The organism is Haladaptatus rarus (assembly GCF_054177585.1).
In genome coordinates this window covers 52,303-79,283 of the sequence record NZ_JBPEHG010000007.1, presented here as the reverse complement: position 1 = coordinate 79,283, position 26,981 = coordinate 52,303, and the positions used below count along the sequence as shown (strand labels likewise).

26 protein-coding genes are annotated in these 26,981 nt (G+C 63.2%); 10 read left to right on the top strand and 16 right to left on the bottom strand.

What is annotated here, in order from left to right:
* Positions 1 to 24: 24 nt before the first annotated feature.
* Both ACR3FE_RS16040 and ACR3FE_RS16035 read right to left on the bottom strand, forming a co-directional pair.
* On the bottom strand, positions 25 to 1,959 hold the full coding sequence (locus ACR3FE_RS16040) for an AMP-dependent synthetase/ligase (protein WP_458208300.1): 1,935 nt from the start codon (positions 1,957 to 1,959) through the stop codon (positions 25 to 27).
* 83 nt (positions 1,960 to 2,042) lie between these two features.
* Positions 2,043 to 2,960, bottom strand: coding sequence for an MBL fold metallo-hydrolase (locus ACR3FE_RS16035; RefSeq protein WP_458208299.1), 918 nt, complete (start codon positions 2,958 to 2,960; stop codon positions 2,043 to 2,045).
* A 123-nt stretch (positions 2,961 to 3,083) separates the two neighbouring features.
* Here ACR3FE_RS16035 and ACR3FE_RS16030 point away from each other — a divergent pair, with 123 nt between their 5' ends.
* The 3 genes from ACR3FE_RS16030 to ACR3FE_RS16020 all read left to right on the top strand — a co-directional run bounded on the left by ACR3FE_RS16030 (position 3,084) and on the right by ACR3FE_RS16020 (position 6,530).
* Positions 3,084 to 3,374 (top strand): hypothetical protein, encoded by a 291-nt coding sequence (locus ACR3FE_RS16030; RefSeq protein WP_458208298.1) that lies wholly within the window; start codon positions 3,084 to 3,086, stop codon positions 3,372 to 3,374.
* A gap of 260 nt (positions 3,375 to 3,634) precedes the next feature.
* Complete coding sequence (serS, locus tag ACR3FE_RS16025) at positions 3,635 to 4,993, top strand: serine--tRNA ligase (RefSeq protein WP_458208297.1); 1,359 nt, start codon at positions 3,635 to 3,637, stop codon at positions 4,991 to 4,993.
* A gap of 118 nt (positions 4,994 to 5,111) precedes the next feature.
* The gene (locus ACR3FE_RS16020; protein WP_458208296.1) at positions 5,112 to 6,530 is read left to right on the top strand and encodes an FAD-dependent oxidoreductase; all 1,419 of its coding nucleotides are present in this window, start codon (positions 5,112 to 5,114) and stop codon (positions 6,528 to 6,530) included.
* Between the two features lie 43 nt (positions 6,531 to 6,573).
* Here ACR3FE_RS16020 and ACR3FE_RS16015 read toward each other — a convergent pair whose 3' ends face one another.
* Positions 6,574 to 6,897, bottom strand: a complete 324-nt coding sequence (locus tag ACR3FE_RS16015; RefSeq protein WP_458208294.1) for a nuclear transport factor 2 family protein — start codon at positions 6,895 to 6,897, stop codon at positions 6,574 to 6,576.
* A 329-nt stretch (positions 6,898 to 7,226) separates the two neighbouring features.
* Here ACR3FE_RS16015 and ACR3FE_RS16010 point away from each other — a divergent pair, with 329 nt between their 5' ends.
* Positions 7,227 to 7,727, top strand: a complete 501-nt coding sequence (locus ACR3FE_RS16010; protein ID WP_458208293.1) for a DUF367 family protein — start codon at positions 7,227 to 7,229, stop codon at positions 7,725 to 7,727.
* A gap of 69 nt (positions 7,728 to 7,796) precedes the next feature.
* Positions 7,797 to 7,946 (top strand): 50S ribosomal protein L40e, encoded by a 150-nt coding sequence (locus tag ACR3FE_RS16005; protein ID WP_227374880.1) that lies wholly within the window; start codon positions 7,797 to 7,799, stop codon positions 7,944 to 7,946.
* A 92-nt stretch (positions 7,947 to 8,038) separates the two neighbouring features.
* Here ACR3FE_RS16005 and ACR3FE_RS16000 read toward each other — a convergent pair whose 3' ends face one another.
* Entirely contained in the window at positions 8,039 to 8,578 is a 540-nt protein-coding gene (locus ACR3FE_RS16000; protein ID WP_458208291.1) for a GNAT family N-acetyltransferase, read from the bottom strand.
* A gap of 271 nt (positions 8,579 to 8,849) precedes the next feature.
* Here ACR3FE_RS16000 and serA point away from each other — a divergent pair, with 271 nt between their 5' ends.
* A complete protein-coding gene (gene serA, locus ACR3FE_RS15995) occupies positions 8,850 to 10,430 on the top strand; it encodes a phosphoglycerate dehydrogenase (protein ID WP_458208290.1) in 1,581 nt (526 codons plus the stop codon).
* Between the two features lie 156 nt (positions 10,431 to 10,586).
* Positions 10,587 to 11,810, top strand: a complete 1,224-nt coding sequence (locus tag ACR3FE_RS15990) for an MFS transporter (RefSeq protein ID WP_458208289.1) — start codon at positions 10,587 to 10,589, stop codon at positions 11,808 to 11,810.
* A gap of 6 nt (positions 11,811 to 11,816) precedes the next feature.
* On the opposite strand, the gene ACR3FE_RS15985 is transcribed toward ACR3FE_RS15990, so the two are convergent.
* From ACR3FE_RS15985 to ACR3FE_RS15975, 3 genes are all read right to left on the bottom strand, one after another.
* Positions 11,817 to 12,992 (bottom strand): DUF3179 domain-containing protein, encoded by a 1,176-nt coding sequence (locus tag ACR3FE_RS15985; RefSeq protein WP_458208288.1) that lies wholly within the window; start codon positions 12,990 to 12,992, stop codon positions 11,817 to 11,819.
* 86 nt (positions 12,993 to 13,078) lie between these two features.
* Positions 13,079 to 14,344, bottom strand: a complete 1,266-nt coding sequence (thrC, locus tag ACR3FE_RS15980; protein ID WP_458208287.1) for a threonine synthase — start codon at positions 14,342 to 14,344, stop codon at positions 13,079 to 13,081.
* A gap of 112 nt (positions 14,345 to 14,456) precedes the next feature.
* Positions 14,457 to 15,440 (bottom strand): CapA family protein, encoded by a 984-nt coding sequence (locus ACR3FE_RS15975; RefSeq protein ID WP_458208285.1) that lies wholly within the window; start codon positions 15,438 to 15,440, stop codon positions 14,457 to 14,459.
* A 126-nt stretch (positions 15,441 to 15,566) separates the two neighbouring features.
* Here ACR3FE_RS15975 and ACR3FE_RS15970 point away from each other — a divergent pair, with 126 nt between their 5' ends.
* Positions 15,567 to 16,031, top strand: a complete 465-nt coding sequence (locus ACR3FE_RS15970; RefSeq protein WP_458208284.1) for a hypothetical protein — start codon at positions 15,567 to 15,569, stop codon at positions 16,029 to 16,031.
* A 9-nt stretch (positions 16,032 to 16,040) separates the two neighbouring features.
* Here ACR3FE_RS15970 and argF read toward each other — a convergent pair whose 3' ends face one another.
* The 9 genes from argF to ACR3FE_RS15925 all read right to left on the bottom strand — a co-directional run bounded on the left by argF (position 16,041) and on the right by ACR3FE_RS15925 (position 24,984).
* The gene (gene argF / locus ACR3FE_RS15965) at positions 16,041 to 16,925 is read right to left on the bottom strand and encodes an ornithine carbamoyltransferase (RefSeq protein ID WP_458208283.1); all 885 of its coding nucleotides are present in this window, start codon (positions 16,923 to 16,925) and stop codon (positions 16,041 to 16,043) included.
* Positions 16,922 to 17,962 (bottom strand): [LysW]-lysine hydrolase, encoded by a 1,041-nt coding sequence (locus tag ACR3FE_RS15960; protein WP_458208282.1) that lies wholly within the window; start codon positions 17,960 to 17,962, stop codon positions 16,922 to 16,924. The genes argF and ACR3FE_RS15960 overlap by 4 nt, the downstream gene beginning before the upstream one ends.
* Positions 17,959 to 19,092 carry an aspartate aminotransferase family protein gene (locus ACR3FE_RS15955; protein ID WP_458208281.1) on the bottom strand — a complete coding sequence of 378 codons (1,134 nt, stop codon included), beginning with the start codon at positions 19,090 to 19,092 and terminating at the stop codon, positions 17,959 to 17,961. Before ACR3FE_RS15955 ends, ACR3FE_RS15960 begins: the two co-directional genes overlap by 4 nt.
* A complete protein-coding gene (locus tag ACR3FE_RS15950; RefSeq protein ID WP_458208280.1) occupies positions 19,089 to 20,063 on the bottom strand; it encodes an acetylglutamate/acetylaminoadipate kinase in 975 nt (324 codons plus the stop codon). The genes ACR3FE_RS15955 and ACR3FE_RS15950 overlap by 4 nt, the downstream gene beginning before the upstream one ends.
* Positions 20,060 to 21,136: an N-acetyl-gamma-glutamyl-phosphate reductase gene (argC, locus tag ACR3FE_RS15945; RefSeq protein WP_458208279.1), complete on the bottom strand. Its 1,077-nt coding sequence runs from the start codon at positions 21,134 to 21,136 to the stop codon at positions 20,060 to 20,062. The genes ACR3FE_RS15950 and argC overlap by 4 nt, the downstream gene beginning before the upstream one ends.
* The gene (lysX, locus tag ACR3FE_RS15940) at positions 21,136 to 21,996 is read right to left on the bottom strand and encodes a lysine biosynthesis protein LysX (RefSeq protein ID WP_458208525.1); all 861 of its coding nucleotides are present in this window, start codon (positions 21,994 to 21,996) and stop codon (positions 21,136 to 21,138) included. The genes argC and lysX overlap by 1 nt, the downstream gene beginning before the upstream one ends.
* Before the next feature lie 57 nt (positions 21,997 to 22,053).
* A complete protein-coding gene (lysW, locus tag ACR3FE_RS15935; protein WP_458208278.1) occupies positions 22,054 to 22,218 on the bottom strand; it encodes a lysine biosynthesis protein LysW in 165 nt (54 codons plus the stop codon).
* A gap of 152 nt (positions 22,219 to 22,370) precedes the next feature.
* On the bottom strand, positions 22,371 to 23,822 hold the full coding sequence (gene argH / locus ACR3FE_RS15930; RefSeq protein WP_458208277.1) for an argininosuccinate lyase: 1,452 nt from the start codon (positions 23,820 to 23,822) through the stop codon (positions 22,371 to 22,373).
* Positions 23,815 to 24,984 (bottom strand): argininosuccinate synthase, encoded by a 1,170-nt coding sequence (locus ACR3FE_RS15925; RefSeq protein WP_458208276.1) that lies wholly within the window; start codon positions 24,982 to 24,984, stop codon positions 23,815 to 23,817. Before ACR3FE_RS15925 ends, argH begins: the two co-directional genes overlap by 8 nt.
* A 346-nt stretch (positions 24,985 to 25,330) precedes the next feature.
* Between ACR3FE_RS15925 and ACR3FE_RS15920 the strand changes: the two genes are divergently transcribed.
* Both ACR3FE_RS15920 and ACR3FE_RS15915 read left to right on the top strand, forming a co-directional pair.
* Positions 25,331 to 26,437: a hypothetical protein gene (locus ACR3FE_RS15920; RefSeq protein WP_458208275.1), complete on the top strand. Its 1,107-nt coding sequence runs from the start codon at positions 25,331 to 25,333 to the stop codon at positions 26,435 to 26,437.
* A 24-nt stretch (positions 26,438 to 26,461) separates the two neighbouring features.
* A complete protein-coding gene (locus ACR3FE_RS15915) occupies positions 26,462 to 26,962 on the top strand; it encodes a 2'-5' RNA ligase family protein (protein WP_458208274.1) in 501 nt (166 codons plus the stop codon).
* Positions 26,963 to 26,981 lie beyond the last annotated feature (19 nt).

The following is a 26,981-nucleotide window of genomic DNA, read 5'->3' as shown; positions in this document are numbered from 1 at the left end:
CCGACGGTATAAAAGCGACCGTTCTTACTCCGCGTAGATCGCTTCGATGTCGTCTGCGAACTGGTCGAGGATGTTGCGACGCTTCTTCTTCATCGTCGGCGTGAGCAGGTCGTTGCCCTCCGTGAACTCTATCGGAACGAGTCTGAACTGCTTTATCTGCTCGTAGGACTCGAATCGCTGGTTCACTCGCTCTACTTCGTCTTCGACCCACCCGTACACCGCGTCGTTTCGGCACACCTTCTGTGGGTCGTCGGGGAGCGAGACACCTTCGCGCTCGGCACGGTTCCGCACTTCGTCGAGATTCGGGACGATGAGCGCGCTGACGAACTTCTTGCCGTCACCCATCACCATGCACTGTTCGACGATCTCGCTGGCGGCGAACGCATCCTCGATGGGGCCGGGAGCGACGTTCTTCCCAGTCGAGAGCACGAGCAGTTCCTTCGCTCGTTCGCGGAACGCGATGTAGCCGTCCGGACGGATCTCCACGATGTCACCGGTTCGGAACCATCCATCCTCCGTGAACGATTGTTCTGTCTCCTCCGGCTGGTTCCAGTACCCGTCGGTGACGTTCGGGCCTTTCACGAGCAGTTCGCCGACCTCACCCTCGACGTCGGCGAACTCGTCGCCAACGAGGGTCGTATCGACTTTCACCTCCTCGTCGACGACCGGCGGGCCGATGGTGCCGATCTTCGGCTCTTCAGGTGGGTTGACGGCGACGACGGGGGCAGTCTCGGTCAGTCCGTACCCTTCGAGGATAGGCAGTCCCATCCCGTGGTAGAGCGCACAGAGGTCGGCAGAGAGGCTGCCGCCGCCGCTGATGAGGAACTCGATGTTCCCACCGAGACCGTCTTTCACCTTGTCGAAGACGAGTTTGTCGGCGAGCACCTTCTTCGCTCGGAGGCCGATACCCGGTGAGTCGGTCTCGTGGTACTCCACGCCCACGCCGGTCGCCCACTCAAAGATGCGACGTTTCGTGTCGCTCTCCTCGGCTTGCGAGCGGATGGCGTCGTAGATTCGTTCGTACACGCGCGGGACGCTGGTTCCGGTGGTCGGGCGAACCAGTTGGAAGTCGTCGCGGAGGGTATCGGGACTCTCGGCGTAGGCGACCGTGGCCCCGGCAGCGAACATCAAGAAGTGGCCCGCCATCCGTTCGAAGACGTGCGCGAGGGGGAGAAACGAGACGGTGCTGGCGTTCTGGTCGATGGCTGGCACCTCTTTGTCGGGGCGAGGGCCGAACCGCTTGTAACACTGGTTGACGTTCGAACGGAAGTTCCAGTGGGAAAGTCTGACCCCTTTCGGTCGCCCCGTCGTCCCGCTCGTGTAGATGAGCGTCGCGAGGTCGTCGGGGTCGCGGGCATCGAGCCACGACTCGTACTCGTCGGGGTGGAACAGTTCCGCACCCCGGTCGTGAACCGCCGCGAGCGTATAGATGTCGTCGCGGTCGTAGTCGCGTGTGAGGCTGTCCATCACGACGATGAACTCCAGATCGAGCGCGTCTTCCACCTCCAGGACGCGCTCCAGGAGGTTTTCGTTCTCGACGACGACCGCGGTCGCCTCCGGGTCGCCGAGGAGGTACTCGACCTGTCGGACGGACGAACTCCGGTAGACGGTCGTCACGACTGCGCCTGCGGCGAGCAGCGCGAAATCGGTCTGTGCCCACTCCATTCGCGTATCGGCGAAGATACCGACTCGGTCGTCGGCTTCGATGCCGAGGTTACGGAACCCGGCCGCGAGGTTGCGGACGATGTCGCGCATCTCCGCGTACGAGAGCGATCGAAATTCGTCGGTCGGGGCTGCCGGGAGGACAGATTCGGTGAGCGACCGGTCGTACACCCCGCCTTTGTACTGCTGGGCGGGACGGTTCGCGTGTCTCTCGGCACTTTCCTCGAACATCCGGGATAGCGTCGTCCGCCCGACGACCGGGTCGGTGAACTCCTGCTCGGCGTCACGCCACGTCATGTCACACCCTTCAAACCCAAGCTTCATTAAGGTAGTGTAAAACGGAAGAATAGTTTATCCCTGTTTTTACGGATTCGAACGAGTCACTCGTCGCTACGGTCATCCAGATAATGGAGAACGCCCCGAGTGTTCATCTCGGCTTCGGCGCGGGCCTTTCTCTCGCCCCACACCTCGTCCATCTCCTGTTCGGCGACGAAATGCTGGACGACGGCGTCGGCGTCGTCCTCGGCAGCACGCTGGGCTTCGATCGCCGCGACCCACTGCGAGAGAACTTCGCCGTACTCGTCCATCGCTGCTTCAGAGTACGGACGCGGGCCAAAGTGGGTGTACAGGAGCGTCGTCGGGGAAATCTCGCGGATGGTCTCGATATCGTCGAGACACGCATCCAGGTCGAAGTTCGACGGCGGCGACGTCACGTGGACCTCTTCGATGCTCGGCACCCAGATACCTGCCACGTCCGCCGTGAACACCGCGTCGTTCTGGCGGTCGTAGAAGATCATCTGATGGGGGGCGTGCCCCGGCGCGTGGATGACTTCCAGTTCGTGACTTCCGCAGTCGATAACGTCGCCGTCGGTTAGTTCCACCACGCGGTCTTCGGGAACGGGTTTCGGTTCGACGTAGAACTCCCATTGGTCGCCGACGGCCTGTTTCGTCCCGGCCACGAGCCGTCCGGGGTCGATGAGGTGGCGCGCCCCGATTTCGGGGACGTACACGTCGGCGTTCGGGCACGCTTCTGCGAGGAAACCCGCCCCGCCAGCGTGGTCGAGGTGGACGTGCGTCGGCGCGATGACCGCCACGTCCTCGCGTGTGATGTCGAGTTCGTCGAGCGCATCCAGGATGTACTCGTAGTTGGTGCCGATGCCCGTCTCCACGATCGCTGGGCGGTCGGTGTCGAGGATGTAGACTGCACCGTACTCCTCGGTGTCGTACATCCCGGTGTCGAGGCAGTACAGATCCGAGCAGTCGCCCGTCGTGACTTCCCGCAGGTCGCCGATTGTCATACGGTACGTCGTACCGCCGGAAGGAAAAACGATTCGCGTCTCGCTTCGATGAGTGCGTTCGAAGGTATCGTTCTACCGAGAATGGTATCGAGGTGAGCTACTCTCCCGAGTTGCGGTCGATGAATGGACGATGACTACCGAGTTGCGAGCGAATCGGTGAGCAAGATACCGCCACCACACCTCGGCCTCCCCAGCCTCCTCGCTTCGGTCGTTCCACTCACTCCGGTCGTCCCTCGCGCGGGCACGGCGCTTGCGCCGCGCCTTCGCGCGCCACCGCGAGCGGACCGACCAGTCGCCGAGCGAACACACCAATCGAGCATCAGAAACGTGCCAGCCCGTCCTTGGTTCCCCTGGCGGACCGGAAGGGCGAGCGCGCTGGCCGAACCCGGACGAAGCTCTGGTGAACTGATGTGAACGAGAGGCAGCGAGAGCGAAGCTCTCGCCAGCTAAGCACCACAGGGAGTGAGCGACGAAGGAGCGAACGACCGAGGAGCGCAGCGAGTCCCGGGAGTCCAGCGTGTGAGGGCTTTCTGGGCCACGGTTTCAGCGGTTGTAGTCCACCTGATAGCCTTCACGAGGGTCGCTATCTCATCACGATTCCCAAGAGCAACGACCTCCCGAAGCCGAAGAGAGCGATACGGTTTTTTGCAGGCAGACTGAAAAGCGTCGTAGGAATGCTCGACAGGAAGTATATCAGAGAACATCCGGACGAAGTCCGGGCGGCCCTCGAAAACCGAGGTGCCGACGACGTAGACGTGGACGAATTCCTCGACCTCGACGAGGAGTGGCGCGAACTGAAAGCGCACGGCGACGACCTGCGCCACGAACGAAACGAGGTCAGCCGGAGCATCGGCGACCTGAAACAGGAGGGCAAACACGAGGAGGCCGAGGAAGCCATCGAACGCTCGGGCGAACTCAAAGCGGAGTTGGAGGAGGTCGAAGCCCGCGCCAGCGAACTGGAAGATGAACTCGAATCGCGCTCGCTGGAGATCCCGAACGTGCCACACGACAGCGTCCCGGTCGGCCAGGACGAGGAAGACAACGTGGAAGTTCGAAGGGAAGGGTTCGACGACCTGCGCGACCTGCCCGCCGAAGTCACCCCGCACTACGACCTCGGCGAGGAGTTGGACATCATCGACGAGGCGCGCGGCGCGAAGGTGTCGGGGAGTGGCTTCTACTTCCTCAAAGGCGACGGCGCGCGACTCGAACACGCGCTCATCCAGTTCATGCTGGACGTGCACCGCGAACAGGAGTACGTGGACGTCTTCCCACCGGTTCCGGTCAACAGCGAATCTATGACCGGGACGACGCAACTGCCGAAGTTCGCCGACGACGCCTACAAGATCGAAGGCGACGACCTCTGGCTCTGCCCGACCGCGGAGGTGCCGGTGACGAACATGTACGCCGGTGACATCCTCCTGCGCGACGACCTGCCGCTGAAACACCAGGCGTACACCCCGAACTTCCGCCGAGAAGCAGGCGAACACGGCATCGCCACGCGGGGCATCGTGCGCGTCCACCAGTTCAACAAGGTCGAACTGGTCAACTTCGTGGAACCCGAAGGGAGCTACGACCGACTGGAGGGACTGCTCGCGGAAGCCGAGGAGGTGCTCCAGAAACTCGGCCTGCCGTACCGTATCCTCAACCTCTGCACGGGTGACCTCACCTTCGGATCGGCCAAGACCTACGATATCGAAGTGTGGGCACCCGGCGACGACATGGACGATGGCCCGGAGCGTGGCGGTCGGTGGCTCGAAGTCTCGTCGGCCTCGAACTTCGAGGACTTCCAGGCCCGCCGTGCAGGACTGCGCTACCGCCCCGAGCGACACGAAGCGACGGAGTATCTCCACACCCTGAACGCCTCGGGAACCGCCATCGGGCGCGTGATGGTCGCGGTTCTCGAATACTATCAGAACGAGGACGGCACCGTGACGGTGCCGGAAGTTCTGCGCCCGTACATGGGCGGGCAGGAGGTCATCGAAGGTCACGAACCGGTCGGAGAGAGTGCCCTCGGCTCGGGTGAGCGGGACTGAGTTCGGCTCGCACTTTCCTTACTCTACTTCTCCGCACCCTCTCCCGCCCCCCTTTTCGCCATTTGTCTTGCCCATTCTGTGCAATACTGTTTTACGCGACGACGACCAACGGTTAGACATGGGACGAACGTTCGTTATCGTCGGTGGTGACGCCGCAGGAATGAGTGCCGCGAGCAAGGCAAAGCGAGACGACCCCGACACTGAGGTAATCGTCTTCGAGAAAGGGGAGTGGGTGTCCTACGGTGCCTGTGGCCTGCCGTACTACGTGAAAGGTGAGATCGAGACGCTGGACGACCTCGTCGCGATCACGCCAGAGGAGTTCGCAGAACGCGGTATCGACCTTCGACAGCACCACGAGATCGTCGATATCGACCCCGAGCGAAAGACGGTCACCGCCGTCCACGACGGCGAGGAGTTCGAGCAGTCGTACGACGACCTCCTCATCGCTACCGGCGCGCGCGCCGTCGTGCCACCCATCGAGGGGCGTGACCTCGATGGCGTGCTCACGCTCCACAGCATGGACTCGGCGGCGGCGGTCAAACACGCCCTCGCACCGCCGGAAGCGGTGCCGGAAGACGAGTTCCTCGAAGGCTACGGCGCGGAGGTTCACGAGTACATCACCACGACGAATCCGGACTCCGTCGGCATCATCGGTGGCGGCTACATCGGACTGGAGATGGCGGAAGCGTTCGAGGGTCGCGGACTCGACGTTCACGTCTTCGAGATGCTGCCGCACGTGCTCGATCCCTTCGGGGAGGACGTCGCTGTAGAGGTCGAAGACCACCTCCGCGAACAGGGCGTCAACCTCTCGCTCGACACGATGGTCGAGCGCATCGTCGGCGAAGGGGGGCGCGTCACCGGAATCGAAGCGGACGGCGAACAGGTGCCGGCGGATCTGGTGTTGGTCGCAACCGGGGTCGCTCCGAACGCCGAACTCGCAGGAGAGAACGGCATCCAGTTGGGGGAGACCGGTGCTATCGCTACCGACGAGTACGGCCGAACGAACGACGAACACGTCTTCGCCGCAGGGGACTGCGCCGAAGCCCACCACGTCGTGACCGACGAACCCGATTACGTCCCGCTGGCGCTGACGGCGAACCGGGCGGGACGCGCCGTCGGGCAGACGGTGACGGGGACGCCCACACCGGTCGGCGACATCGTCGGAACCGCGGTCGTGAAGGTGTTCGACCTCGAAGTGGCCCGGACGGGCATCATCGACCACGAGGTGGCCCGCACCGCCGGGTTCGACCCCATCTCGCAACTCATCACGGCGGGGTCGCGGGCGCACTACTACCCCGGCGGGTCGCCCATCACGGTTCGCCTGACCGCCGACCGCGAGACCGGTCGTCTCCTCGGTGCGAGCATGGTGGGAGAGGAAGGCGTCGCTCAGCGCATCAACACGGTTGCGACCGCCCTGCACGCGGAGATGACCGTCGACGAGGTGGAGTACCTCGACCTGTCGTACGCACCGCCCTTCAGCCCCGTCTGGGACCCGATACTCACGGCGGCGAAGGTGCTCAACGGAAAGCTCGACTGAGGTCGCGTACTACCGCAAACGAACCACTGCACTGACCTGATCGTCACCGAGTCCTCGTCCGAATCTCCGTTATCTGCCCATCCGAAAGCGAGAACTCGTCTTCGAACGCGAACATCACCTCGCCGTCCGAATCGCGTAGCCGCCCTTCGACGACGGTCGTCTCACCATCTTCGATACTGTCGATCTCGTGGCTCGTCTGCTTGTCGGGGCGGTCGTCGCGCATGAACCCGACGAGCGTCTCGCGGCCATCGATGGTTCGGTCGGGACGGCGGTGAACCACCTCCGGCGCGAGCAGGCCAGCGAACGTCTCGTAGTCGTGGGCATCGATAGCGTCGTAGTAGCCGCGAACGACCGACTCGGAGTCCATATGCGAGACAACGAAGACGACCCTTTTCAGCGTCCCGGCACGTGTCGGGGGAGACTATCGAGGCGAATAGAGGAATACGGATCGAACCATAGCAGTCATATATAAATTCAAACAGTCGCTCTCAGAAGAGCTATCTGCCGGGAGCTCCCGGCACGATCAGTACTCCGAGCGGTCTGTTTCCATACCGCCCCGCACCCCCGGCGGGGTGTTTTCCCCCTTTCACTGTTCGACACCTTTCCCGGTTCAAATCCAACACGCGAAACGTCTGTCTCCCCTGTCCGCACCCACACCCGCACCGCTTTTGAGTTCGCCACGCTAACCGTCGGACAGTGAAGCTTCACGTCCGTTACGAGGGAGACGACGACCCGGACAAATGCACGGCCCGAAAGCTCGCGCGATTCGACCTCACCGAACTCCATCGGACGACTCGGGCGACACCTTACGGAATCGTGCTCAATCCGCACGCAGAGCAGGCGCTTTCGCCCGCTGACCGCGCCGAGACCGACACGCTCGTCGCACTCGACTGCTCGTGGGAGAGCGCCGAACGGGCGTTGTTCGAGATGCCCGGTATCCACCGGGCGCTTCCCTTCCTCGTCGCGGCGAATCCGGTCAACTACGGCAAACCGTTCCAGTTGAACACCGTCGAAGCGTTCGCGGCGGGACTCGTCATCCTCGGTGAACGCGACCAGGCAGAACAGATCCTCTCGAAGTTCCGCTGGGGCGAGACGTTCCTCGAACTGAACGCCGAACCGCTGCGACGGTACGCCGACTGCGAGGATTCGACCGAGGTGGTCGCGGTGCAACAGGAGTATCTGGACGCCGGGCAGTAAGCAGGAGAGAAGCGAACGAGAGCGCGACGACTCGAAAACGTTTAACCTCGCGGGAAGAAAGCGGTCCGTATGGCTAGTTTCGACGCAGCGGAGAAACGAACGCTCGAAAAGATGATCTGCATGCGGTGTAACGCCCGCAACCCACAGCGAGCCGATCACTGTCGCAAATGCGGATACAGCAAGCTCCGCCCGAAGAGCAAGGAATCGCGGAGCGCGTAATCCACGTCTCCTTCTCTCGGCTCCCACTCCTTCTGTGAGCGACGCGTCTCCATCGATCTCGTGCTCCTCGGTCGAATGCGAGTTGACCGAACCTACGCTTCTCGATCGAACCACTCGTCTTCCGTGATGGCGTAGAACTCGATATCCACGTACTCACCGTCGATGAACTCCGCTTCGACGTGGGTTCCCTCGTGACGGAAGCCGAGCTTCTCCCAGATCCGCGACGAGCCGACGTTCCCTTCGAAGACGCGAGCCACGACGCGGTGGTTGCGTCGTTCGCGGAAGGCGAAGTCGGTGATGACGCGACTGGCTTCGGTACCGTAGCCCTCACCCCAGAACGGTTCGGCGAGGAAGATACCGATCTCGGTCGAGACGCCCGCATCGTCTTTGGGGTGGAGACCGACGGTACCCATCGGCTCTCCGTCACGGCAGATGAGCAGATTGATATTCTCGTCGTTGGAGCAGCGTTCTTCGTACCACTCCTGCTCCTGCTGGCCGTTGATCGGTGAGCGACTGGCGAGATACCGCCGGACGGCAGGGTCGTTGATGGTCGTCTGCAGGAAGTCGAGATCTTCTTCCTCGACCGTTCGGAGTTCGATTCGGTCACCTTCGAGAAAGACCGGGCCAGGCATGTCTCGAACTCAGGGTAACTGACAAGAAAAGCATTCGTGATATATGCTACCGTTCGTGAACCCGTAGATCTGAAAATTCGCCGTACAACCACTGCACTCGCTTGTCTGTACATTGATAGTACATTTCAGTGTATTTCAGTACATTCCAGTACAATATCGCTTCCATCCGCCCTCGACGACCAAATTCCGCGGTGGAAATTTATGAAATATTGGTGGCAATCTTCGCGGTGAGAGAAAGGGTTAACGGTCATGGAACGCTCCTCTATCAGCAATGAAGGTTCTGGTCACTGACCCGATCGCTGACGCGGGCCTCGACCGACTCCGCGAAGCGGGGTACGAGGTAGAGACGGCATACGACGTGGAGGGTGACGCCCTCTTGAACGCGATTTCGGACGCGAACGGACTCATCGTCCGCTCGGGGACGGATGTAAATCGTGACGTGTTCGAAGCCGCGTCCGAACTCGTCATCGTCGGGCGCGCGGGCATCGGCGTGGACAACATCGACATCGACGCCGCGACCGAACACGGTGTCATCGTTGCGAACGCCCCGGAAGGCAACGTTCGCGCCGCCGCCGAGCATACGGTCGCCATGGCGTTCGCCGCCGCGCGTTCCATCCCGCAGGCACACACTCGACTCAAGGACGGTGAGTGGGCGAAAGGCGACTACCTCGGCACGGAGCTCAACGGCAAGACGCTCGGCGTCGTCGGCCTCGGGCGCGTCGGGCAGGAGGTCGCCAAGAAACTCGACAGTCTCGGGATGGAACTGGTCGCGTACGACCCCTACATCAGCGAAGACCTCGCCCGGCAACTCGGAGCGGAACTGGTCGAACTGGACGAGTGTCTCGACCGGGCCGACTTCCTCACGGTTCACACGCCGCTCACGCCCGAAACGGAGAACCTCATCAGCGACGAGGAACTCGCGCAGATCGAGGGTGGCTACGTCGTCAACTGCGCCCGCGGTGGTGTCGTGGACGAAGACGCACTCGCCAAGGCGGTCGAAGACGATATCCTCGCCGGTGCGGCGGTGGACGTGTTCGCCGAGGAACCCGTCCCGCAGGACAACCCCCTGCTCGACGTGGACGACGTCATCGTCACGCCCCATCTCGGCGCGAGCACGGAGGCGGCACAGGAGAACGTCGCCACCAGCACCGCAGATCAGGTGGTCGCGGCGCTCCGCGAGGAACCCGTCATCAACGCGCTCAACGCGCCCTCGGTCGAAGAGAGCGCGTTCCCCCGCGTCCAACCCTACATCGAACTCGCGGAGACGGCGGGCAAGATCGCAACCCAACTCCTGGACGAGCGCATCGAGCGTATCGAAGTGAATTACGAGGGCGACATCGCAGAAGAGGACGTCGAACTCGTTACTGCCAGCGCCCAGAAAGGTGTCTTCCAGCCCCTCGAATGGCAGGTCAACGCGGTCAACGCACCCCAGATCGCCAAAGACCGTGGTGTCGAAGTCACCGAGAGCAAGACTCGACAGGCCGAGGACTTCCAGAGTCTCATCGCCGTCACCGTCGAAGGTGCAGACGAGGAGATCACGGTCGAGGGAACCCTGTTCGCGGGCGACGACCCCAGAATCGTCCGCATCGACGGCTACCGGGTCGACGCTATCCCGCACGGCCAGATGGTCGTCGCTCGCAACCAGGACGTTCCCGGCGTCATCGGGTTCGTCGGTTCCGTCCTCGGTGACCACGGTCTCAACATCGCAGGGATGTTCAACGCCCGCGAAACCGGCGGCGGGGAAGCACTCTCCGTCTACAATCTGGACGACGAACTCACCGAGGACGCCAAGGCGGCCCTCGAAGCCGACGAGCGCATGATAGAGGTGCGAAGCATCGCGCTGAACGGGTAGCGGGAGACTGACCAATCGGCAGACGACCGCGCGGCGAACTTTTTTATACCAAGACGGGAGCAATCTCGGTGTGATGACCTGATACCACCCCGAGAACGCTCTCCCACCCTGCCGCGAAAGCCGGACTCAAGTACCCGCCTCCCCTCGGTCGAAATCGTGGCCGAGGAACTCGCAGACGAAACCGAACTCCCGAACGACGAACGACTCGTAACGGGGTACTCCGGCAGACTCCTGCTCGCCGTCTCGCTCGGGTGGGCGATGATCCAGACGGGCAGGCTCGTCCTCTCGCCGATGCTCCCGACCGTGATGGAATCGCTCGATATCACGGATTTTCAGGCGGGCGTCGCGTTCACGCTGCTCTGGGGGCTGTACGCACTCGGCCAGTATCCCAGCGGGCGCCTCTCCGATTATCTCTCGCGGAAGACCCTGCTCACCACTGGACTCTCGCTCCTCATCGTCGGGTTCGTGGCGCTCGCCAGCGCACCGACCTACTCGGCGTTCCTGCTCGGTGCGGCGGTCGTCGGCACGGGTGCCGGACTCTACCCGACGCCAGCACGTGCGCTCGTCTCCGACCTGTTCGTGACTCGACGGGGACAGGCGTTCGGCCTCCACACCGCCTCGGGTGATTCAGGTGGCGCGGTCGCGGCGGGCCTCGCGGTCGTCATCCTCGCAGTGGCTACGTGGCGGGTCGCGTTCGCCCCAGTCATCCTCGTCCTCGCGACGGTGCTCGTCTTGCTCCACCGCTGGAGCCGCGAAGCCTACACCCGACCGCGGATCGACGCGAGTGCAGGGCGAGTCGTGCTTCGCGACGTCCGAGCGACCGCTGACCGATTTGGAAACCGCAGGACTGCGGCCCTGCTAGTCGCCTATTCGCTGTACGCCTTCGTCTGGCAGTCCGTCACTGGGTTCCTCCCGACGTTCCTGCAGAGTGCGAAAGGGTTCTCCCCCGCACTCGCGGGGGGTGGCTTCGCCGCCCTGTTCGTCGTGGGTGCACTGGTGAAACCGCTTTCGGGGTCGCTCGGCGACCGGATCTCGCGTCCCGTCGTCGCCGCGGGAGCACTCGTCGTGGCGACGGTGGCGCTCGCAGGCGTCGTCACGATGGATGGGACGCTCGTCGTCGCCGCCAGCGTCGTCGTCTTCGCCGCGGGACTGATGGCGTATCCGCCGGTCATGCAAGCCCATCTGATGGACGTGTTTCCGGACGGAAGCATGGGTGGTGACCTCGGCGCGACCAGAACCATCTACATCGGACTCGGAAGCCTCGGGACGACCTACGTCGGGTTCGTCGCGAGTCGGGCAGACTATGCGACCGCGTTCACGGGCCTGCTCGCGTGTTTGATAATCAGCGCGAGTATCGTGCTCGGCCTCGCTCGTCGGTGAGTACCACTATCGGCCCAAACCGCGATAGACGTCCGTCTCGGGGTTGAACGCGAGCCACGCGAACCAGTACATCGACGACTGACCGTTCGCCCGCGAAAGTCGCTTCCCTTCGAATGGGCCGTCCACTGCACGACCGGTCGTGAGTTCCCACCGCGACCCACCGCCCGAGACGAACCCATCTCGGGCGGGGTCGAATCGCAGAACACGCCCGCCGATTCGACGGTCGTATGCGACGAACGTCTCACCAGCGACCGCGACGAAGACCGGTTGGCCACCCACGGTGTCGTTGACGATGCCTTCCTGACTGACCACGTTGAACGGGTATGCGCGGGCCGTTTCACCCACCCGGACGCCGAGGACGAGCGCCCGTTTCGGCAGCCGACCGTCGCCCTGTTCTTCGCTCCCGAACTCTCCCTCTTCGGGATAGCGCTCCCAGATCTTCTCCCACCGCTCGTACAGGTCGAATCCGTAGTTTATCTGTACCCGTCCGACGACGGTGTTCGACAGCGGGGGCGGCAGTAACACGTCGGTATCGGGGTGGCTCGCCCGCCAGTCGCCCCACGTCGTGAGCACCGAGGGAAGCAGTTCGAGCGTCTCGCCGGTGCGCTGGCCGCGAATTGCGGTCGCCAGGATCTGGCTCCACAGACTCCCGGTTCGACGGTCGTACATGACGAGGTCGGAGTGCCAGAGATAGCCGGAGACGCCGAAGACCGTCCTACGACCGTCGACAGTGCGACGGGCGACGACTGCGCTCTTGCAGAGCGGGCAGTAGGTCACGAGCGATGGCCCGCCGAGGTTATCGTTGACCACTTCGTGCCAATCGAGCAGTTCGAGTGGATACGCACGCGGCTGCCCACCACGCTCGACACCGATGACGGAATCGTCGTCTGACAGTCGCGGACGATAGGTGTCCGTTCCCTTCTGTGACGGCACCTCGATGGCGACTTCGCTCCAGTCGGCGGCGAATACGGGGTCGACGATAGCCGGAATCCCGTCTCGTGGCGCGCTCCGGTAGAGTTCACGCTTCGGTATCGGGAGTTCCACCGACGACGGTGGCCGTCGTTTGCCGAACTCCACACACGACGAACGAGTTCGTTCGCCACCGGGTTGCGTGGGCGCCGCACACCCGGAAAGTCCGCAGAGTCCTCCCACCACGCTCCCGATGAACCGCCGTCGTCGCACCCCTGACGGTTCGATTGCTGACGGTTTAACCACTCTGCGGTCGTGTTTCTGTGATGCACGCCCGACGGCGTCGATGGTGTCCGAACTTACAGCACGTCGAGCACGTCGTCGGTGTCAGCGGGGACGGGTTCCGGTTCGACCCCTGCCGCTGCCGCAGCGTCGGGGTCTTTCAGCAGGTGGCCCGTGGTCAGACAGACGACGTTCTCGTCTGCTGAAATCGTGCCCGATTCACGGAGCTTTCGCAGTCCCGCAACGCTCGCTGCGCTCGCGGGTTCCACACCAACACCGTCTCGGGCGAGCGCGCGCTGTGCGTCGGTTATCTCCTCGTCGGAGACAGCGATGGCGGTTCCACCGGTCTCCCGAATCGCGGGGAGTGCTTTCGGTGCGTTGACCGGATAGCCGATGCGGATGGCGGTTGCGATGGTCTCGACCTCGTTCCAGCGCCGAACTTCGTGGGCTCCGTTCTCGATGGCTTCGACCATCGGGGCCGCGCCCTCGGCCTGGACGCCGGTGAGCGTCGGTACTTCGTCGGGCGTGAGTTCTCCGGCAGCGACGAGTTCGCGGAACGCTTTGAACAGCGCGCTGGTGTTTCCAGCGTTGCCCACCGGGAGGACGATCCTGTCCGGAAGTTCGCCGGTCTGGTCGCGGAACTGCTCGACGATTTCGAGGCCGATGGTCTTCTGACCCTCCAGTCGGAATGGATTGAGCGAGTTGAGCAGGTACGCCTCGCCGCGGTCGGCGAGTTCCGAGACGATGTCGAGGCAGTCGTCGAAGTTACCGTCGACTTCGAGGATGCGCGCACCGTGGAGGCTGGCCTGTGCGACCTTTCCAGCGGCGACCTTTCCAGCGGGGAGGAGGACGAGCACCTCGCTCCCGGCCCGCGCGCCGTAGCAGGCCAGCGCCGCGCTGGTGTTCCCCGTGCTCGCACAGGCCAGCCGGGAGACGCCGAGTTCCTGCGCGACGCGAACCCCGAGTGTCATACCGCGGTCTTTGAAACTCCCGGTGGGATTCATCCCCTCGTGTTTGACGCGCAGGGCCGAGATACCCACCTCGTCCTCGATGGTCGGCACCGCGTAGAGTGGGGTGTCCCCTTCCTCGATACTGACGCCGGATTCGACCGGGAGTGCGTCGGCGTAGCGCCAGACGCCCCGCCTCGGGCCACTTTCTTCGAAATCGTCGAACGTCGGGTGGTCGTCGTAGCGAACTTCGAGCAGTCCGTCGCAGTCGGGACAGCGATAGCGGATCTGGTCGAACGGGGGGCCAGTCCACTCGCAGTCGATGCAGGCGAGCCAGGCACCGTCGTCGGCGCAGTCGGGGACTGGCGCAGTCGGGTTCGAGAGCGAGAGCGTCATTGCGCGGGGGAATGGGTTCAGAGGAGAAAAAGGCGTGGGCGGTGACAAAGTTGACCAAGAAATAGGTCGTCGGCCGAATGGAGTCGATACGTTCGAAGCCGGTCGCATTCGGCTAGAGCGACAGGACGAGTTCGTGGTCCTCGCGTTCGAACTGCGTTCCGAACGCGGACGACAGCGCATCCATTCGCTGCATACTCCAGTTACCAGCGTAATGTTCGGCTTCGTGGACGGTAAGGTCGTACACTTCGGTCGGGACGAGTCGCAGTTCTGTGAGGTCACCATCTTCGACGACCACACAGAAGAGGAAACTCCGGTCGTTGCGAAGCTCCGAATCGACCGCGTAGTCGTCCACGAAATCGCCCGTATCGTACAGCACGAGCGTTCCGTCGACGACCTCGATGCCCTGGAAGACGTGTGCGCTGTGACCGTGAACGATATCGACATCGTGGTTGGCCAGCCAGCGGGCGAACTCCCGGAACTCGACCGTGGGTTCGGTTCGCATATTCGGCCCCCAGTGGAACGACGCCACGAGCAGGTCGGGGTCTGCTTCGCGGGCGCGAGCGAGGGCGTTGCCGACGATACGTGACGCCCTGTCGTCGGTCACGTCGAATCTGACGTAGGCCGTCCCCGGTTCGTCAGGCCCGGCCGCGAACTCCGGCGTATTATCGGTGAACGAAACGAAGGCGATGTCGAGGTCGCCGACCGACACCAGTGCCGGAGTGTAGGCCGCGTCGACATCGGTTCCCGCCCCGGAGTGAACGATCCCCGCATCGTCGAGATGGTCGATGGTATCTCGCAGTGCCTTTGGCCCGTAGTCCAGGATGTGGTTGTTGGCGAGGTTCGCCCAGTCGACCCCGACCGATTCCAGTGCGGGAATGGCCCAGTCCGGGTCGGCCCGGAAGTGGAATGGCCGGTAGGTCTCGGTCCACGGTGTCCCGCGAGCCGAGAGACAGCATTCGAGGTTGATGAAGAGACCATCGAGTTCGCGGAGCCGGTCGTCCACGTTCCCCCAGACAGCATCGACGCTCCGCTGTCGCTGTCGTTCGTCGACCAACCGCCCGAGCATCACGTCGCCTGTAAAACCGAGTTGCGTCATGGCCTTCACCTTCTTCACCGTAGTTCGCGCGAGAGTACCAAAAGCCTATTCGCCCCTTCTGCTGGCCGTCTGTCCTGTCCACGGCCTGCGGAAATGGGTATCTTCTTCTGTGGAGTACGGTACCGTATGGCACAGGAGAGAACAGACGTTGTCACTGAACGGAGGATCATCAACAGAACGTGGTCGAGTGCCATCCTCGGCGGCGTAGCGGGTGGTATCGTATTCGGAATCTTCCTCCAGTCGATGGAGATGATGCCGACTGTCGCTGCGCTCTACGGACTCGACGGTGTGACGATGGGGTGGGTCGCCCACCTCTTCAACAGCATCGTGTTCGGCCTCGTCTTCGCGGCCGCGATGACCCTGACCAGCCTTCGAAAATACGCCGACAGAGTCGTTCCGACCACCGGTCTCGGAGCAGCCTACGGCATCCTGCTGTGGATCGTCGCTGCGGCAATCGTGATGCCGCTGTGGCTCGGCGCACTCGGCATGGACGCACCCGCCATTCCCAACTTAGACCCGATGAGTCTCGTCGGCCATCTCGTCTACGGGGTCGTCCTCGGGGCCGTGTTCGCCGTCGCGTACCGGCGATAACCTGCTTTTTCAGTCGAGAAACGTCAGCAGTGCCTTCTGCGTGTGAAGCCGGTTCTCGGCCTGCTCCCACGAGAGCGAGCGGTCGCTTTCGAGCACCGCCGCCGTGATCTCTTCTCCGCGATGGGCGGGCAGACAGTGCATGACGGGAAGCGAGTCGGGGAGCAACGCCGAATTCAACTGGAAACCGTCGAAATCGGCCAGTTTCTCGTCACGCGATTCCTCTTCGCCCATACTTACCCAGACGTCTGTGTAAACGACGTCCGCGTCGGCGACTGCTTCGGTGGGGTCGTGCGTGAGCGTGGGCGCAGAACCGTGTTCACTCGCCCGCGCGAGCACCCCATCCGAAGGTTCGTACCCCTCGGGGGTGGCGATCGTCAGGTCGAGTCCGACCATCGTGGCGGCGATGGCGAAGGAACTGAGGACGTTGTTCCCGTCGCCGACCCAGGCGACCGACACGTCTTCGAACCCGTCGAACTGCTCGTGGATGGTGAGCAGGTCGGCGAGCGCCTGACAGGGGTGTGCCGTATCGGAGAGTCCGTTGACGACTGGCACCGTCGCGTGGTCGGCCATCTCGACCAGACAGTCGTGGTCGAAGACGCGCGCGACGACGGAATCGACGTAGCGAGAGAGAACCCGCGCCGTGTCCGAGACGGGTTCACCCCTGTCGAGTTGGGTGTCGTCCGGGCCGAGGAAGACGGCGTGACCGCCGAGTTGCGTCATCCCCGTCTCGAACGAGATGCGGGTGCGCGTGCTCGGCTTCTCGAACAGCATGGCGAGCGTCTGTCCGGCGAGCGCGGCGGGCGACCCATCCGATTTGAACTCCCCTGCGACCGCCAGCACTTCGGCCAACTCGCCCGGCGTGAGGTCGTCCACGTCGAGGAAGTGGCGCGTCATAGCTTCCCCTCCAGCGATTTGCAGACCTCGGTAAGAACCGCTATCGACCGGTCGAACTCGCTCAGTTCGAGATGTTCGTCGGGCGTGTGGTCGAGCGACGAGTCGCCCGGGCCGTAGGTCACGACCGGACAGTCCCACGCCTCTGCGTAGAGGTTCGCGTCGCTCGTTCCCGTCTTGCGGAGCAAACGCGGGTCGCCGCCTTCGCTCCGAACCGCGACCCGGAATGCTCTCGCCAGTTCGGTTCTCGGACTGGCCATCGTCGGGGGGATCGGCTCGTCCCACGACACGCTCCCTGCGTCGAGTTCGGCTTCGGCCACCGACCGAACCTCGGCAGGTGTCTTGCCGGGTGGCACCCGGAACTCGACAGCGACTTCAGCCTCGGTGGCCAATCCGTCTGCCGTAACGCCGCCCGTGAACTCGACCGGTTTGGCCGTCACCGATTCGACCGTCGAGGTGTCCGATTCGAAGGCCGCCTCGACCCGCGACAGCCACCCGACTGCGTGCTGGATGGCGTTCGGTTCCGGGCGAGAGGTATGCTGTGAGTCCACCGTGGCCGAGTAGGTTCCGGGCTGGAAGCCACGATAACCGAGCGTCAGCCCTTCCCAGCCACTCGGTTCGCCGTTGACGACGAAGGCGGGTTCCTGGCGGTCGGTCACGAGGTGGCGCGCACCCCGCGAATCGGTCTCCTCGCCGACGACGCCGACGAAACTCGCGCCGGTCTCCACTGCCGCGACCGCCATCGCCGAGAGTGGCCCTTTCGCATCGACGCTTCCACGGCCCCAGAGGACGCCGTCGTCCAGTTCGACCGGGATGTCCCCCGACACGGTGTCGATGTGGGAGGTAAGCAGGATTCCGTTTCCGGGGGCGCGGACGTTGCCGACTTCGTCTATCCACACCTCTCTGTCCTGTTCCTCGAAGAACGACGCGAGGCGTTCGGCGCAGTCGGCTTCGTCTCCCGACACGGACGGAATCTCGACCAGTTCGACCAACAGGTCGTGGGACGTTGTCTGGGAAACCACCGTTGTCGTCGTGGTCACGACTCACCTCCGAGCACGTCGCTGAGGGCGGTGACGGCAGTATCGACGTGCTCCGTTTCGATAGTGAGCGGTGGCAGCAGGCGCAACACACTCCGTCCCGCCGGAAGCGCGAGAACCTGATGCGAGAGCGCGAGTTCCTTCAGCACGCGATTCGCGCCGCGTTTCACCTCGATACCGACCATCAGTCCCGTGCCGCGGATATCGCGCACGGGGAGGTCGGCGTCGGCGAGTTCGGACTGGAGGTACTCGCCCATCTCGGCGGCGTGGGCCGGGAGGTTCTCGTCCACGATGGTCGAGAGCGTCGCATCGGCGGCGGCACAGACGACCGGACTCCCGCTGAACGTCGAGCCATGCGAACCCGCACCTTCGGCGATCCAGTCAGCACAGAGCGCCGTTCCGATGGGAAGGCCACTCGCCAGTCCCTTCGCGGTCGTGAGCACGTCCGGCACGACGCCTGCGTGTTCGCACGCCCAGAGCGCCCCCGTCCGACCGAGTCCGGTCTGGATCTCGTCGAAGACGAGTGCGGCCCCGGCGTCCTCCGTCAGATCGCGTGCCGTCTGGAGATAGCTCGCGGTCGCCGGGTTGACCCCGCCTTCACCCTGTATCGGTTCGAGGATGACGGCGGCAGTTTCGTCGTCGACGACTTCGGCCAGTTCCTCTTCGTCGCCGTAGGTGACGAACTCCACGTCCTCCACGAGCGGTTCGTACGGACTGCGGAACTTCGATTTCCACGTCACCGAGAGCGACCCCATGGTGCGTCCGTGGAAGCCGCGCTTCGCAGCGACGATCTTCGAGTTCTCGGTCGCGCTCCGTGCGAACTTCAATGCCGCCTCGTTCGCCTCGGTTCCGGAGTTACAGAGCCAGACGTTTTCGAGGCCATCCGGCGCGACCGTCGCCAGCTTCTCGTACAGCGCATCGCGGGACGGAGTCGGGTACGACCCCTGGACGAACAGCAGTTCCGCGGCCTGTTCCTGCACCGCCGAGACGACTTCGGGGTGACAGTGGCCGACCGGCGTGACCGCGTAACTCGCGCCGAAATCGAGGTAGGCCGTGCCGTCGTCGGCGTACAGATACGGCCCCTCGCCGCGCTCGATGTGGATCGGTTTCTCGGAGTAGACGAATCCGGTCACGACGACACCCCCACAGAGTTCGGTGCAAAGTGCGTTCCGTGCCCGTTACGCGCCGCAGTGATGGGGTCGCGGACGTTCGCGTCGGAGACGACGACCGATGCTGCACCGCTTTCGAGTGCTTCCGTCGCGGCCATGACTTTCTTCGTCATGAACCCCTCAGCGGCGTCCTTCGCGGTCGCTAACTCGTCGGGACTGCCGACTTGATCGATGAGCGTCGCTTCGTCCTCCGGGTCTTCGAGGAGGCCGGGCACGTCGGTCAGCACGACGAGTTCGCCACCGAGTGCACCAGCGATAGCCGCTGCTGCGCGGTCGGCGTCGGCGTTGACGGGCGTTCCGTCGTCGGCCAGCATAGGAACCGTCACGACCGGCGTGTAACCCTCACCGAGGAGCGTTTCGAGGAGCGAGGCGTTCACGGTTTCTATCTTTCCGGAGTGGTCGCCGCGACGGATCTTCTTCTTCCCGTCTTCGACCACCCTGACAGCCGATTTCCTGGGGCCGGTCAGGAGTGCGCCATCGACACCCGAGAGACCGACCGCACGGACGCCTTCTGCCTGCAAATCGGCGGTCAGGTCGGTGTTGAGTTTGCCGGGCATGACCATCTCGAACACCTCCATCGCCCGCTCGTCGGTGAACCGACCCATCACACCGCTGGTCGATTCGACGTACTCGGGTTCCTCGCCCAGTGCTTCGAGCGTGTCGTCCACGGCGGTCGAACCGCCGTGGACGACCACCACGTCCTGACCGTTTGCGGTCAGGTGGGCGATGTCTCCGAGCGCACCTTCGGGATTCACAGCGCGTGCGCCGCCGATCTTGACGACGACCGGGGCGGTTTCGTCTTCGACGATGCCGCCGTCGGTACGAAGTTCGTCTCCGCCCGTGGCGTTGCTGGTGTCGGTGGCATCGCCGTTGTCGTTGTCGACGAGTTGGTCGTGTGCAGCGAGCAGTTCGTCGTGGGTGTAGCGTTCGTTCATGGTGTTCCCACGGGGTGTAACCCCTGAAACTCCAGTCCGGCTGTCTCCTCGAATCCCAGCGCGACGTTCGCGGCGTGGACCGCTTGCCCCGCCGACCCCTTCATCAGGTTGTCGATGGCGCTGAAGACGACGACGCGCTTATTTTGGGGATCGAGTTCGAAGCCGACTTCGGCGTTGTTCGTTCCGGCGACTGTCTTCGGTTCGGGGTAGCGGTAGACGCCACTCCCGCCCGCGACGAGGCGGACGAACGGTTCGTCTTCGTAGGCTCCCCGGTAGGTCTGCCAGAGGTCGCCCTTCGAGACGGGCGACTTGGGGAAGACATGGCCCGTGGCGGATGCACCGCGAACCATGTCCACGGCGTGGGCGGTGAAGGAGACGCTCGTGTCGAGGATGGCTTCGATCTCCGCCTCGTGGCGGTGGCCGGTCGGTGCGTAGGGGCGGACGATCCCCGAGCGTTCGACGTGACTCGACGCCTTACTCGGGGTCGCCCCTCCCTCGGAGGAGCCGACTTTCACGTCCACGACGATCTGCTCGTCGCCGTCGAGGATTCCGGCGTCGAACAGGGGATAGAGTCCGAGGAGTGTCGCGGTGGCGTTACAGCCACCCACCGCGATGAGTTCTGCACCTGCCAGTTCCTCGCGGAACAGTTCCGGCAGGGCGTAGACGGCTTCGTCGAGGTATTCTGGACAGGCGTGGCCGTCGTACCACTCGTCGTACTCAGCCTCGCTTTCGAGGCGGAAATCGGCGCTCAGGTCGACCACGCACTCGGCGGCGTCAGTGAACTCGTCGATGTGCTCCATCGACACACCGTGGGGGGTCGCGGCGAACAGCACGTCCACCGATTCGAGGTCGCCGGGGTCGGAAAAGCGCAGCCCCGACCCGCGAAGGTTGGGATGTACCGACCCGACGGTCTTGTTCTCGTACTCCCTGCTCGTCACCTGGGCCACTTCGAAGTTCGGGTGGCCGTAGAGTAGGCGGAGGAGTTCGCCGCCGGTGAAACCGCTGGCCCCGATCACGGTCGCCGAGAGCGTCTTGGCGGTCGTCTCCGTCTGCTCGTCGGTCGCGGCGGCCATCAGGCGATCACCTCCCGCGGAACCTTCGTTTCGAGCCAATCCACGACCTTGGCGGGAACGTCCACGTCGACCGCCTCGTTCAGGGCTTTGAACTCGACGGTGTGGTTGACCTCGTGGACGGTGTAGCCCGACTCAGTCTCCATCAGGTCGACGCCGAGCAGACCGTCACCGACCGCGTCACTGGCTTGCTCGACCAGTTTCTCGGCTTCGTCGTCGAGTTCGAACGCGCTCGTCTCGGCTCCTTTCGCAGCGTTCGTCAGCCAGTGGTCGGAGTGACGGGCCATTCCTGCGATCGGTTTTCCGTCTAGCGCCAGCACGCGGATGTCGCGTTCCGGCTTCGCGACGAACTCCTGGACGTAGAACACCTTGTGCTCGTAGTGGCCGAGCGTCGCTTTGTGCTCCAGTATGGCTTCCGCCGCACTGCGCGAGTCGATCTTCGCCATGAGGCGACCCCACGACCCGACGACGGGTTTGAGCACGCAGGGGTAACCGAAGGACTCGATCGCTTCGAGGGCGCTATCGGTGGTAAACGCGACCTTCGTCGCGGGCGTGGGCACTCCCGCACCCGAGAGCGTGAGGCTCGTCTTCACCTTGTCCGCGCACACGTCCGCGGTCTGGGGGTCGTTGATGACGGACACCCCGTACGCCTCGAAGAACTGCGTGGCGTACAGGCTCCGACTCGTCGCCAGACAGCGGTCGAGCACGAGGTCGAGGTCTGCGAAGGTGTCCGGCACGTCCGACAGGTCGAACGTCTGTTTACGAACGTCGATCTTGGTCACTTCGTGCCCGCGGTCGCGTAACTCGGCGAGCAGGAGCTTTTCGTCTTTCCGGATCCGGGAGTAGAGCAGTCCGACGTTCACGCGAACCACCTCCGGGTCGCGTGAGCCAACTGAATTGAAGATTCTGTGACGTGCAATTTACTCCCCCCAGTCCTCTTCGAGCTCCGGCGCTCGCTCGAGGACTGGCGGGTTGACGTCGATGACTTCCAGTTCCACACCGCAGGTGGGGCAATCGACTATCTCTCCCGTTTCCAGATCGTCGTGCAGGGTCACGTCGGCCCCGCACTCAATGCATTCTACCATCGTACTCACCTCTATCGCCCCATCGGACTTAAATCCATCGTATTTAATAATGAAAGAAAACCCTATACCTTCGTCTAAGCGCGTCAAGAGGCGGATACTGCGATTCGAAGTTCAGTGATCAAGTAGTAGCCCCACGAGGGGGTCGCGGTAGTTCAGGCATAGTCGTTTACCTCCATCTGAAGCATCTCGTCCGCGGTATCGAGCGATTCGACCAGTTCGGCCACCGCTTCCTCGTCGACGACGAGCGTCGCCTCTGCATCGCTCAACTGCTCGTCCATCGCGTTGGAAGCTGGACCGCCGCGCGAATCGCGCATGACGACGCTCGTCTCGGGGTCAAGTGCCGATTCGACTTCTTCGCGAGGGACGAACTCGATGAGCGAGTCGCCGAGCACCTCCTTCGCTGCCGAATCGAGCGCGTCGTAGTTCGCTTCGCCCGCTTTTGCGACCGTCTCGTGTGCCGTGCGGAACGGGACGCCACACATCGCCAGCAGGTCGGCGACACCGGTCGCGGTCGAGAAGCCCTCTGCGGACGCCTCGGCGAGGAGACCCTTGTCCCAGGTCGCGGTCGCCACTGCACCTGCAGCGACCTCGACCCCGTCGGTTACGGCGTCGATCGCCTCCCACGCGTGCGGGGTCGCGCGCTGAAGGTCGCGGTTGTACGCGCGCGGAAGTCCCTTTAGGGTCGAGAGGAGGCCCGACAATCCGGCGTGGGCGTCACCCGCGACCGCGCGAACCAGCTCCAGGGTGTCTGGGTTCTTCTTCTGGGGCATGATAGACGATGTCGAAGAGTAGTCGTCCGAGAGTTCCACGAAGCCGCGATTCGAGTAGACGACGAGGTCTTCCGCCAATCCCGAGACGGTCGTGGCGAGGTTCGACAGCGCGGCGACCGTCTCCACGAGGAAATCGCGGGTTGAGACGGCGTCCATCGAATTGGTCAGTACATCGTCGAAACCGAGCAGTTCCGCGACGCGCTCGCGGTTCACGTCGAAGGGCGTCCCCGCGAACGCCGCCGCGCCGAGGGGACACTGGTTCACGCGCTCGTAGGCGTCCAGCAGACGGGCCGTGTCGCGTTCGATCGCCTGCTCGTAGGACAGAAGGAAGTGTCCGACCGTCGTGGGCTGGGCTGGCTGGAGGTGGGTGTACCCCGGCATCACCGTCTCCGCGTGTGCCTCTGCTGTATCGAGAAGCGCCGTCCGGAGTGCGAGCGTCGCGTCGAGCGTAGCGAGTACGTCCTCGCGGAGACGGTAGCGGATGCAGGTCGCCACCTCGTCGTTTCTGCTGCGGGCGGTGTGCATCTTTCCGCCGTCCGGGCCGACCTGTTCGACCACCGCGGTCTCGATGGCGGCGTGAACGTCTTCGCCATCGGGGAGCGAATCGTGACCATCGACTTCGACGACGTTTAGCGCGGTGAGGATCTCGCCTGCCGTCTCGTCGCCGATGATACCCTGTTCCACGAGCATCACGACGTGAGCGCGGTCGACCGCGAGGTCGGCGGTGAAGATGCGCTCGTCAGCCGCGAGCGACGAGAGGAACTCACGGGCGGGGCCGCCGCTGAAGCGGTCGCCGCGAACGACGTCGCCGTTCGTCCGTTCCCCGTCAGTCATCGCTTGCGAGACGTGCCTGGAATCCGTGGTACTTCGCCACCCCGGTCGCGTCAGCCTGCTCGATGTCGCCGACCGTTTCGGTGTTGAACGAGGCAGCGTCCTCGGAGTAGACGGCGTGGTCGCTCTCGCGGCCGACCGGGCGTGCCTGTCCGCCTTCGAACTTGATCGTCACCGTTCCCGTCACCTTCTCCTGGGTGGTGTCGATGAAGCCATCGAGCGCGTCAACGAGGGGTGCGGAGAGCAGTCCCTCGTAGGCTTTCTCCGCCCACTGCTGGTCGATCTGCGTCTTGAACGAACGCTCCTCTTTCGTCAGCACCAGCCCTTCGAGGGCCTGGTGGGCGTTGAGGAGCGTCGTCGCTGCCGGGTGCTCGTAGTTCTCGCGCACCTTCAGCCCGAGCATGCGGTCTTCCATGAGGTCGCTGCGCCCGACGCCGTGCTTTCCTGCGAGGTCGTTCAGCTTCTCGATGAGTTCGACCGCTCCGACCGATTCGCCGTCGATGGCGACCGGTTTGCCGGCCTCGAATTCTATCTCGACGAACTCGGTTTCCGCGCCCGGCGCGCTCGTCCACTCGTAGATATCCTCCGGCGGGACGTAGCCGGGGTCTTCCAGATCGCCGCCCTCGACGGAGCGACTCCAGAGGTTCGTGTCGATGCTCCAGACGCCTTCGTTACCGCCCTCGACGGGCAGGTCGTGTTCGTCGGCGTACTCCATCTCCCACTCGCGGGTCAGGCCGAGTTCGCGCACGGGGGCGACCACGTCGAGGTTGGACGCGCGCCAGACCGCTTCGAAGCGTAGTTGGTCGTTGCCCTTTCCGGTACAGCCGTGCGCGAGGGCGTCGCAGTCGTTCTGCTTCGCCACGTCCAGGATCGCTTCGGCGATGACCGGGCGGGCGAGCGCGGTTCCGAGGGGGTAGCCCTGGTACGACGCGTTGGCCTTCACCGCGTTGAGACACTGTTCAGCGAACGCGTCCTTGGCGTCCACCACGTAGTGCTCGAGATTCAGTGCTTCCGCCGTTTCCTCCGCTTCCGCGAACTCCTCTTCCGGTTGGCCGACGTCGACCGTGACGCCGATGACTTCGTCGTAGTCGTACTCCTCTTCGAGGAGCGGGACGCATACTGTCGTGTCGAGACCGCCCGAGAAGGCGAGTGCAACGGTTTTCATGTACACATCCCCAGTAGCTCCATATACTTAAATTCTTCTCAGAAATTTTAGAAATAAAAACGGAGAATAGACTACAGGCCAGTTGGTATCATGTGAGGCCGCATTGAACGAACAGGATGTCGCTGTGGAATTGGAATTAGTGGGGCTAGAAAGGCCCCGGTCGTCGTCGCGGGGAGAAAGAGACGGACTCGGCGCTCATGGTAGGGGCGACCCTGGGAGCGCGAGTCCGCGACATTAGCGAATCATTCCGGCGTGGGAGATATAAAGCCTTTCGGCGCGGCAAGGGTTGCCAGCGATTCGTTCGTGATAGGGTAGAATTTATCGTCTCTCGACAGGATTCTATCGTATGCGACGACTCCCCGCTCTTCTATTCGCCTTCCTCGTCGTCTCCGCAGGCTGTGCCGACTACCTTCCATGGTTGGAACAGTCACCGGAACCGGAAACGACCTCCCAACCGACACCGAATCCGCCTCCCGGCGCGAACACGGAGTGGATATTCGATTCGGAACGACTGCTCTCCGCCCACGAATCCATACTCGCAGAAATGAACTATCGGAAGGAAGTTCGTATCCGACCGAACCATAGCGCTAGCCCGCTGGAGTGGTCGAACTCGACCCTCGTCGCACACGTCGGAGACGGACGTATTCGAGCCACGCAGCGGGGACATATCGGCAGGGTCGGTTCGTACGAGGGCTACACTACAAACAACACTACGATATGGTACGTCCCACCAGAAAAGGACGGGCGATATCATTCCGCGTACGATTACATGGATGAGATCCGAGAGAAAGTCGAGAACGAAACCCGGATAAAACGGATTCTTTCGAGTTCTGACTTTACGTGGAACGGGACGACGGTTCGCAACGGGACGAGGTTGTATCGCTACAGAGCAAGTACCCACACAGACCTCTCTGGTGTGAAATCCCTTTCTGCGACACTATTCGTGGACGAACGGGGATTCATCCACGAACTCTCTGGAGTGCTTCAGACGACTGGTAGCAGGTCTGTTACAGTCGATTTTTCCCATCGGTTTTTCGAGACTGCGTTCCCACCGATGAAACCGGATTGGGCCAATAACGCGCCACAGATCACCGTACATTTTGAATCCGGTGTCATCGCCATCGAACACGAAGGCGGTGCGGTTGTTCCCGCCGGAACGAACGTTACCTACACCTTGGCGAACGATTCAGACGCCGCACCGGGGAGGATCCCACTCCCGAAATCGCTCAAGTCAGGGGATGTCGCGTATATCTCCGTTCAGCGTGTCGGCGAAGCTAATGGACGGCTTACAGCAGATGGAAGCATCACGGTCAATCAGCCACCGTTGGACGGATCTTCGATATCTAACTCGGATTGGAGCGTGATAGTTAGTATGAAGGCCGAAGAGTGGCGATTCATCGGATTTGCCCGTTCAAAAACGACCGACGACGAAAACCAAGCGTCACTCTCATAGTTGCCCGGTTTCTCGAAACGAACAGTGTACAGTCTCAACGTCCCGGTTCCTGGCGAAGTTGCTCGTCGCGCCAGCGACTTACAGCCCTCGCTCCACCAGTTCGAGAGCGTGCGCGACCATCATACCCTCGTCGTCAAGCGACTCGGCGACCACCCGAACTACGACCGACTGGAGATGCAGGTTCGAACCGCGCTCGTCGGGACGCCAGCCTTCGAAGCCCGAATCGCGGGCATCGACTACTTCGAACGCCCCGCTCGGGGCGATGGCCCGGTCGTCTACCTCGCCGTCGAGAGTCCCGGCCTACGCGACCTCCACCGCGAACTGGTCGCCGAGTTCGACTGCATCGAGGGTATCGAAGGCGACGACTACGTTCCCCACGTGACGCTGGCGCGCGGAGGGAGCCTCGACGTTGCCCGGCAACTCGCCGAGCGCGATATCGACCCCATCACGTGGAACGTCACGCGACTCCAGCTCTGGGACGCGACCTACGAAGAGCCTGCTGCGACCATCTCGCTTCCTGCGTGATCGAATCGAGTCACTTCGT

Excerpts from the sequence above, each read along its gene's own strand:
- ACR3FE_RS16040 (WP_458208300.1), bottom strand. The coding sequence starts at position 1,959 with ATGACGTGGCGTGACGCCGAGCAGGAGTTCACCGACCCGGTCGTCGGG.
- ACR3FE_RS16035 (WP_458208299.1), bottom strand. The coding sequence starts at position 2,960 with ATGACAATCGGCGACCTGCGGGAAGTCACGACGGGCGACTGCTCGGAT.
- ACR3FE_RS16030 (WP_458208298.1), top strand. The coding sequence starts at position 3,084 with ATGGACGATGACTACCGAGTTGCGAGCGAATCGGTGAGCAAGATACCG.
- serS (WP_458208297.1), top strand. The coding sequence starts at position 3,635 with ATGCTCGACAGGAAGTATATCAGAGAACATCCGGACGAAGTCCGGGCG.
- ACR3FE_RS16020 (WP_458208296.1), top strand. The coding sequence starts at position 5,112 with ATGGGACGAACGTTCGTTATCGTCGGTGGTGACGCCGCAGGAATGAGT.
- ACR3FE_RS16015 (WP_458208294.1), bottom strand. The coding sequence starts at position 6,897 with ATGGACTCCGAGTCGGTCGTTCGCGGCTACTACGACGCTATCGATGCC.
- ACR3FE_RS16005 (WP_227374880.1), top strand. The coding sequence starts at position 7,797 with ATGGCTAGTTTCGACGCAGCGGAGAAACGAACGCTCGAAAAGATGATC.
- ACR3FE_RS16000 (WP_458208291.1), bottom strand. The coding sequence starts at position 8,578 with ATGCCTGGCCCGGTCTTTCTCGAAGGTGACCGAATCGAACTCCGAACG.
- serA (WP_458208290.1), top strand. The coding sequence starts at position 8,850 with ATGAAGGTTCTGGTCACTGACCCGATCGCTGACGCGGGCCTCGACCGA.
- thrC (WP_458208287.1), bottom strand. The coding sequence starts at position 14,344 with ATGACGCTCTCGCTCTCGAACCCGACTGCGCCAGTCCCCGACTGCGCC.
- ACR3FE_RS15975 (WP_458208285.1), bottom strand. The coding sequence starts at position 15,440 with ATGACGCAACTCGGTTTTACAGGCGACGTGATGCTCGGGCGGTTGGTC.
- ACR3FE_RS15970 (WP_458208284.1), top strand. The coding sequence starts at position 15,567 with ATGGCACAGGAGAGAACAGACGTTGTCACTGAACGGAGGATCATCAAC.
- argF (WP_458208283.1), bottom strand. The coding sequence starts at position 16,925 with ATGACGCGCCACTTCCTCGACGTGGACGACCTCACGCCGGGCGAGTTG.
- ACR3FE_RS15950 (WP_458208280.1), bottom strand. The coding sequence starts at position 20,063 with ATGAACGAACGCTACACCCACGACGAACTGCTCGCTGCACACGACCAA.
- argC (WP_458208279.1), bottom strand. The coding sequence starts at position 21,136 with ATGGCCGCCGCGACCGACGAGCAGACGGAGACGACCGCCAAGACGCTC.
- lysW (WP_458208278.1), bottom strand. The coding sequence starts at position 22,218 with ATGGTAGAATGCATTGAGTGCGGGGCCGACGTGACCCTGCACGACGAT.
- argH (WP_458208277.1), bottom strand. The coding sequence starts at position 23,822 with ATGACTGACGGGGAACGGACGAACGGCGACGTCGTTCGCGGCGACCGC.
- ACR3FE_RS15925 (WP_458208276.1), bottom strand. The coding sequence starts at position 24,984 with ATGAAAACCGTTGCACTCGCCTTCTCGGGCGGTCTCGACACGACAGTA.
- ACR3FE_RS15920 (WP_458208275.1), top strand. The coding sequence starts at position 25,331 with ATGCGACGACTCCCCGCTCTTCTATTCGCCTTCCTCGTCGTCTCCGCA.